This window comes from Williamsia sp., assembly GCF_036566845.1.
Taxonomy (GTDB): Bacteria; Actinomycetota; Actinomycetes; order Mycobacteriales; family Mycobacteriaceae; genus Williamsia.
Map to the genome: position 1 here is coordinate 22020 of NZ_DATCVM010000113.1, position 6486 is coordinate 28505.

The following is a 6486-nucleotide window of genomic DNA, read 5'->3' on the forward strand; positions in this document are numbered from 1 at the left end:
ACGTCCCAGCTCGGAGGATCAAGAAAACCGAAAGAACGCCGGGAAACTGTTCGCGGAGCGAAAATCGGGGTGAGGTACGTTCATCAGATGAACGCTCGACCGCCCACTCGCTCACACGTGGTCGCCCGCGTCGGTGCGCTTCTCCGCGCGGTTGGTGCGGCGGAACCGGATGGTGCCTCGACCACGGATCTGGGAAAGGCCACCGACCTGGCGAGGCCGACCGCGCACCGGCTTCTGAGCTCGCTCACCGAGGAGGGACTGATCGATCGGGATACGGAGACGGGGCGGTGGCGGCTCGGACCCGAGTTGTATCTCCTCGGTGTGGGTGCGGCCAATCGGTACGACATCAGCGATCAGACCCGCGACGTACTGAGAAGGCTGGCTCGTGAGAGCGGGGAGAGTGCCTTCCTGTCGGCGCGGCGCGGCGACGAGACCGTCTGCCTGCTCTGGGAGGAGGGCAGCTTCCCGCTCCGATCGCACGTTTTGCACGAAGGTATCCGGTTTCCGCTGGGTGTGGCCTCTGCCGGGCTGTCGATCCTGAGTCATCTCCCGGACCGCGACGTCGATGACTACTTCTCGCGTATGAAACCTGAAAAAGAATGGGGTCCAGCTCATTCGGAAGAAGAAATTCGGAATCGCATCACACTGACCAAGCGCACCGGCTACGCGGTGAACCCCGCACTGATCGTGGACGGGAGTTGGGGCATCGGCGCTGCGGTGTTCGATCGGACCGGACGACCCGCGTGGGCGCTGAGCCTGACGGGTGTGCAGACCCGCTTTCGGGATGAGCGGATTCACGAGATGGGTGTACTGCTTCTGGAGCAGGCGCATCTGTTGTCCGGCAGGCTCAAATCCTGAGATTGTCAATACTTGAAATCCTCCTGATTGACAGCCGCTTTGGAAGCGAGCGTCAGCTTTGGATCTCTCTATATTCAATCCCATGGCACCCCGCCCACGGTCCTACCTCGTATGCGCGTCTCAGCGTAGCGGCAGTACTCTGCTCGTCGAATCCCTGCGGTACACCGGCATCGCCGGTGAGCCCGAGGAGTACTTCCAATATCTGCCGAGCACATCGCGTGCCCCGCAGCCGAGGCAGTGGTTCGCCGGGGTCGACGACCCGCTGATCCTGAAGCTGCTGGCACCGCTCGAAACCGGCACCCCGACCACCGAGACCAGCGACGAGTGGCGGACCCGCATCCGGAGCCATGGCCGCACGGGCAACGGTGTGTGGGGTGGCAAGTTGATGTGGAACCAGACCTCGCTGGTCACCGAGCGCGCGGCCGGCCTCACCGGCCGTAGCGGTAAGGGCCTACGGTCGGCGCTGTTCGACGTGCTCGGTGAAGAACCACTGTTCATCAAGGTGAACCGTGAAGATGTGGTGCCGCAAGCAGTTTCGTTCTGGCGCGCAGTGCAGACGCAGGTCTGGCGAGGTAAGGCGCCCCAAGCCCTCGACGACGCGGCGGAGTACAACGCCGACGGCATCGCGCACCTCGTGACCATCCTGCGTAATCAGGAGAAGGGCTGGCGGGCGTGGTTCGCCGAGGAGGGGATCTCACCGATCGAGGTGACCTACCGCGAGCTGGCCCGCGAAACCACCAAGGTCGTCGCCGGAATCCTGATCGAGCTCGGCCTCGACCCGGCCTCCGCGCCGCCGCCGGTTCTGGAACGACAGGCCAACAGCCGGTCGAACGAGTGGGTACAGCGCTACCGCGAAGACGCAGAACAGAGGGGGCTTCCCGTATGACCAATCCTGAGACCAGTCGAGCTCCGCTACGCTCCGTCTCCACCGAAGCAGCCGGTATCACCGACGACGTCACGCACGTCGACGAACTGCGGATACTCGAAGCCGAGGCCGTGCACATCATCCGCGAGGTGGTGGCCGAACTCGAACGACCGGTCCTGCTGTTCTCGGCGGGTAAGGACTCGATTGTCCTGTTGCGGTTGGCGGAGAAGGCATTTCGGCCATCACCGCTTCCTTTCCCGGTCCTGCACATCGACACCGGCCACAACTTTCCCGAGGTCATCGACTTCCGCGATCGTCGGCTCGCAGAGGGCGGCCATCGACTGATCGTGGGGTCGGTGCAGGAATCCATCGACTCGGGCCGGGTTCAGGAGGTCGGAGGTCCCGCCGGGTCGCGTAACCGACTGCAGACCAGAACCCTCCTCGACGCCCTCGAAGCCGGTAAATTCGACGCGGCGTTCGGTGGCGCCCGTCGCGATGAGGAACGCGCCCGGGCCAAGGAACGGGTGCTGAGCTTCCGCGACGAGTTCGGTCAGTGGGATCCCCGGTCTCAGCGACCCGAACCGTGGTCGCTGTACAACGGCCGGATCCGGAAAGGTGAGCAGGTCCGGGTGTTCCCGCTGAGCAACTGGACCGAACTCGACATCTGGCGGTACATCGAACTCGAAGGCCTGGACCTGCCGCCGATCTACTTCGCGCACGAACGCGAGGTGTTCGAGCGCGACGGCATTCTCCTGGCGACATCGGAATACACCAGTCCCGCCGACGAGGAAACCGCAAGCGTCGAGTGGGTGCGGTACCGGACGGTCGGCGACCTCACGATCACCGGCGCGGTCCGGTCCCGGGCCGTCACCATCACCGATGTGGTGACCGAGATCTCGGCGTCGACGGTGTCCGAGCGCGGCGAGACCCGCGCGGACGACCGGACCTCCACCGCAGCGATGGAAGACCGTAAACGAGAAGGGTACTTCTGATGACTCGCCAACTGCTGCGACTCGCCACCGCCGGCTCGGTCGACGACGGCAAGAGCACCCTGATCGGGCGCCTCCTGCATGACACCGACAGCCTGCCGATCGACCACCTCGAATCCGTGACCGACACCGAGGGCGTGGCCGACCTCGCGGCGCTCTCCGACGGGCTGCGGGCGGAACGGGAGCAGGGCATCACCATCGATGTCGCCTACCGCTTCTTCTCCACGGCCACACGCAATTTCATCCTGGCCGACACACCCGGTCACGAGAGCTACACCCGCAACATGTTCACCGGTGCGTCGAACGCCCATGTGGCGGTGCTGCTCGTCGACGCCCGCGCCGGCGTGGTGCGGCAAACCCGCCGTCACGCCCGGATCGCGACGTTGCTCGGGGTCCCGCATCTTGTTGCGGCCGTGAACAAAATCGATCTCGTCGACTACAGCGAGGAGCGATTCGCCGAGGTGGAAAGCGAGCTGCACACGCTCGCAGCACGACTCGGTGTCAAGGACCTGGCGGTGGTGCCGGTGGCGGCCAAGATCGGCGACAATGTCGTGGCCCGCTCCGACAACACACCCTGGTACACCGGCCCGACGCTGCTGGAATACCTCGAAGATGTCGAACTGACCGCGCCCGCACCCTTGCCGACCGAGGTTCGTCTTGCTGTGCAGTGGGTCTCACGTCCGGACGACAAGGAACGGCGACGGTACACCGGCCGGTTGTCGGCGGGCACCTTGCAGGTGGGGGATCCGATCCTGGTGCTGCCTTCTGGTTCCCGGAGCACGGTCACGGCGCTCGACACCCTCGACGAGGGCCGCAGCATCGCCGTTGCGCCACTGTCGGTCTCGGTTGAACTCGCCGACAACATCGACGTCGGCCGCGGCGACATGATCGTCAGCGGTGACGACAACGCGCACCTCCCGGTCTCCGCGCGTGAACTCGACGTCACCATCTGCTGGTTTTCCAAGACACCGTTGCGGGCCGGCGATCGGATCGGCCTGAAGCAGGCCACCCGTACGGTCCGGGCCACGGTGCAGGAGATCATGAGCCGACTCGATCCGGAAACCCTTGGTGAAGACCAGAATCCGGTGGAACTCGCGCTCAACGATGTCGGAACGGTGACCTTGCGCACCAGTTCGGTTGTGGTGGCCGATCCGTATTCGTCGAACAAGGACGTCGGTGCGTTCATCCTGATCGACGAGAACTCCAACGACACCGTCGGTGCCGGCACCATCACCGAGGCCCGGGTCGTCAAACCCGGTGAACGTACGCGCAACGACATCAAGTGGCATCCGTCGGCGCTCGAACGCAACCATCGGTGGGGCGCCGTGGGCCAGCGGGGGGCAGTCATCTGGCTGACCGGGCTGCCGGCTTCGGGCAAATCGACGGTGGCCGTCGCGCTGGAACGTGAGCTCGTCGAGTCGGGCCGGGTGGCCTATCTGCTCGACGGCGACAACGTCCGCCACGGACTCTCCGACGACCTCGGGTTCTCGGCGGGTGATCGGGCGGAGAACATTCGCCGGGTCGGTCACCTGACCCGGTTGTTCGCCGACGCGGGCGTCGTTGCGATCGCCTCGCTGGTCTCGCCGCTGCGGTCGGACCGTGAGATCCCGCGGGCCCTCAGCGCGGCCGCCGACCTTCCGTTCATCGAAGTCCATGTGGCGACCCCGCTGGAAGAATGCGAGCGTCGTGATCCGAAGGGCCTGTATGCGCGGGCCCGTGCCGGTGAACTCAAGGGCCTGACGGGAATCGACACGCCGTACGAAGCCCCCGAGAACCCTGACCTGGTGATCGACACGACCGGTGCGGATTCGGACGGCCTCGTGAAACAGATCCTCGACATCTTGGCCGGCCGCGAGGTCTGAGCGATGAGTTCGGGGCGCTGCCCGGGTCTGTCCCGGTATGACGCGCATCATCGCCGATATCTCGGTGTCCGTTGACGGCTTTGTCACCGGGCCCGGCGCCGGACCGGACGACGGGCTGGGCGCCGGTGGCGAGGCATTGCACACCTGGGCCTTCTCCGACGACCCCGAGGATCGGCGGGTCCTGAGCGAGGGGACCGCGCGCTCCGGCGCCGTGGTCATGGGCCGTCGGCTCTTCGACGTCGTCGACGGTCCGGGTGGCTGGGACAACGAGGTCGGCTATGGCGCGGCCGAGGTGGGCAAACCGCCGTTTGTGGTGGTGACGGCCTCCCCGCCGAAGACAATCCGGCTCACCGACCTCGACTGGACGTTTGTCACCACGGGTCTGTCCGACGCCGTCGCCGCCGCGCGGGAACGAGCCGGCGATCTCGACGTGGTCCTGATGGGCGGCGGCGCCACCATCGGTTCTGCGATCGCGGCCGGATTGGTCGACGTGTTGAGCCTGCATCTGGCACCCGTTGTGCTGGGCGCCGGCACGCCGCTGTTCACGAATGGAGCGACGCGCACCTTGGTCCAGCGAAGCGTGACACCGACGTCGACGGCGACACACGTGGTCTATGACGTCGTGTGACGTGCGGCTACGCCCCGGGGTCGCCCGGGAGGAGTCCGTGCACGACGAGGTCATGGCGACGGCCGTTCTTGCCCAGCGCCGCCGACCGTAAGATGCCCTCTTCGATGAAGCCGCACTTGCGGGCGACCGCCCGGGACGCGGTGTTCTCCACGTAGGCGTCCAGAGACACCCTCGCGGCACCGATCTGCCAGGAGTAGTCGATGAGCAACCGGGTGGCGCGGGTCGCGACGCCCCGGCCGCGGGCCCACGGGGCCACCGCGTAGCCGATGGTGGTGATCTCGTCGTCGTCTTCGGCGCGTAGTCCGCACAGACCGAGGAAGCTGTTGGCGTCGTCGACGATGGCGAGGTCGAAACCCGGCCAGACCCGCACCGAGCGGCTGTCCACGAAGTCGCGGGCATCGGCTGCGGTGTACGGGCTCGGTACCACGGTGAACTCCACGGTCACCGGATCCTGGCTCGCGGCCTGCACGGAGTGCACATCCGCGCTGGTCAAGGGTCGAAGAGTGATCACCTGATCCGTCAATGTCGGGATGTGACGCGGCCAGTCCATATGCTCCAACCTAGTGCGCGTGGGGCTCGTTTAAGGTTCTAAACGAGACTGATATCGACGCTTCAACCAACGAATGGGATCTGCATGCTGTTGGCCGCTTGGGTCACGGTGGTCACTGCGGTGATCATGATTGTGCCCGGCGCACTGGTCGGCCGACGGATGTCGTTGCCCTGGCCGGTGGCTGTCGCGGCCGGCGCGCCCCTCACTTTCGGCATGATCGGCGTGTTCACGGTGCTCTACGGCATCGTCTCCATTCCCTGGAATCTGCTCACCGCGTTGCTCATGGTGGCCGCGTGCTGGGTGATCGCCTGGGGCTGGGATCGATTCGCGCGCCGCCTGGGCTGGCTGGCCCCGATCCCGATCGCAGACGACACACCCGGCCCGAGCCGACGGTCGCTGCTCTTGATGTCCGGCGGGGTGCTGCTGGGCGCGGTGATCATCATGATGTCGTCGATCCGGCGCCTGATGGGCACCACATTCCTCGGGCTCAACAACATCTCGCAGGTGTGGGATGCGCTCTGGCATGCCGACGCACTGCTCTGGATTCACCAGACCGGCGATGCCTCAGCGCTGCACATGGGTGAACTGATGAACTATGACACCGGTGGGTTCAACTACTACCCGAACACCTGGCATGCCCTGGGATCGCTGCTGTATCCGCTGACCGGCGCCAACACCGTGGAGATCTACAACACCTACTCACCGGCGGTACTGGCGTTCACGCTGCCGATCAG

At 65.6% G+C, this 6486-nt stretch carries 7 protein-coding genes; 6 read left to right on the top strand and 1 reads right to left on the bottom strand.

The features are described 5' to 3' along the window. The first annotated feature begins 87 nt into the window (after positions 1-87). The 5 genes from VIQ49_RS10430 to VIQ49_RS10450 all read left to right on the top strand — a co-directional run bounded on the left by VIQ49_RS10430 (position 88) and on the right by VIQ49_RS10450 (position 5202). Entirely contained in the window at positions 88-858 is a 771-nt protein-coding gene (locus VIQ49_RS10430) for an IclR family transcriptional regulator (protein WP_331884112.1), read from the top strand. Positions 859-940: 82 nt separating this feature from the next. Beyond that, a complete protein-coding gene (gene stf0, locus VIQ49_RS10435; protein ID WP_331884114.1) occupies positions 941-1744 on the top strand; it encodes a trehalose 2-sulfotransferase in 804 nt (267 codons plus the stop codon). Then, complete coding sequence (gene cysD / locus VIQ49_RS10440; RefSeq protein ID WP_331884117.1) at positions 1741-2715, top strand: sulfate adenylyltransferase subunit CysD; 975 nt, start codon at positions 1741-1743, stop codon at positions 2713-2715. The genes stf0 and cysD overlap by 4 nt, the downstream gene beginning before the upstream one ends. Further along, positions 2715-4574 carry an adenylyl-sulfate kinase gene (gene cysC / locus VIQ49_RS10445; RefSeq protein WP_331884120.1) on the top strand — a complete coding sequence of 620 codons (1860 nt, stop codon included), beginning with the start codon at positions 2715-2717 and terminating at the stop codon, positions 4572-4574. Before cysD ends, cysC begins: the two co-directional genes overlap by 1 nt. A gap of 37 nt (positions 4575-4611) precedes the next feature. Continuing rightward, positions 4612-5202: a dihydrofolate reductase family protein gene (locus VIQ49_RS10450; RefSeq protein WP_331884123.1), complete on the top strand. Its 591-nt coding sequence runs from the start codon at positions 4612-4614 to the stop codon at positions 5200-5202. Between the two features lie 7 nt (positions 5203-5209). Here the strand turns inward: VIQ49_RS10450 and VIQ49_RS10455 are convergent, their stop codons facing one another. Next, on the bottom strand, positions 5210-5752 hold the full coding sequence (locus tag VIQ49_RS10455) for a GNAT family N-acetyltransferase (RefSeq protein WP_331884126.1): 543 nt from the start codon (positions 5750-5752) through the stop codon (positions 5210-5212). An 84-nt stretch (positions 5753-5836) separates the two neighbouring features. Here VIQ49_RS10455 and VIQ49_RS10460 point away from each other — a divergent pair. Beyond that, a partial coding sequence (locus VIQ49_RS10460) for a DUF6541 family protein (protein WP_331884129.1) occupies positions 5837-6486 on the top strand: 650 nt, incomplete at its 3' end.